1 protein-coding gene and 1 pseudogene are annotated in these 529 nt (G+C 65.6%); one reads left to right on the top strand and one right to left on the bottom strand.

From position 1 onward, the window contains the following. Positions 1–18 precede the first annotated feature (18 nt). Positions 19–96, top strand: a complete 78-nt coding sequence (locus ACTQX9_RS09560) for a hypothetical protein (RefSeq protein ID WP_441062888.1) — start codon at positions 19–21, stop codon at positions 94–96. A gap of 19 nt (positions 97–115) precedes the next feature. Here the strand turns inward: ACTQX9_RS09560 and ACTQX9_RS09555 are convergent. Continuing rightward, positions 116–442: pseudogene (locus ACTQX9_RS09555) on the bottom strand (transposase); the annotation flags it as partial. Positions 443–529: the final 87 nt, after the last annotated feature.

Raw genomic sequence — 529 nt, 5'->3', positions numbered from 1 at the left:
TGGTACAACAACTTCAGGATCCACTCGACGCTGGGTTACATGTCTCCGGTCGAGTTCAGGGAGGCGGGGCTGTCCCTCCCGGAATCGTCCAAATAGGTGTTGCCAATCCAAACCCGCACCAGTCGAGGTAGCGCTCGACCCAGAGCTCGGCCTGGTGCAGCGTCTCGATTCCCATGAGGTCGCGCGCGACGAGGTAGAGCTCGCGCCCCGCCTGGAGCTTCGGCCGCGTCGTCGTGTAGCGCTTGACCTGCGAGAAGGCGTGGAAGGTGCACCTCTGGACCCTGGTGCGCGGCCAGGTCTCGCGCACGGCCTTGGCGAACCCGCTCCCGCCGTCGGTGACGACCGCCTCGGGCGCCGGGATCGGCGCCATGAGGGCCGACCACGCCCTCGAGTTCTCCGACCTCGCCATGTACCAGGATGGATTGGCTACACTGATGTGGACAGTTCCGGGAGGGGCGCAGGAGACGGGAGGGCCGTATATGAGGGACCCCAGGCACCCGAGGCATTTCACCGACGAGTTCAAGAGGCA

The organism is Collinsella sp. LCP19S3_F2 (genome assembly GCF_052121015.1).
Classification (GTDB): domain Bacteria; phylum Actinomycetota; class Coriobacteriia; order Coriobacteriales; family Coriobacteriaceae; genus Collinsella.
Note: the sequence above shows the minus strand (reverse complement) of the source record. Positions and strands in the feature narration are given on the sequence as shown.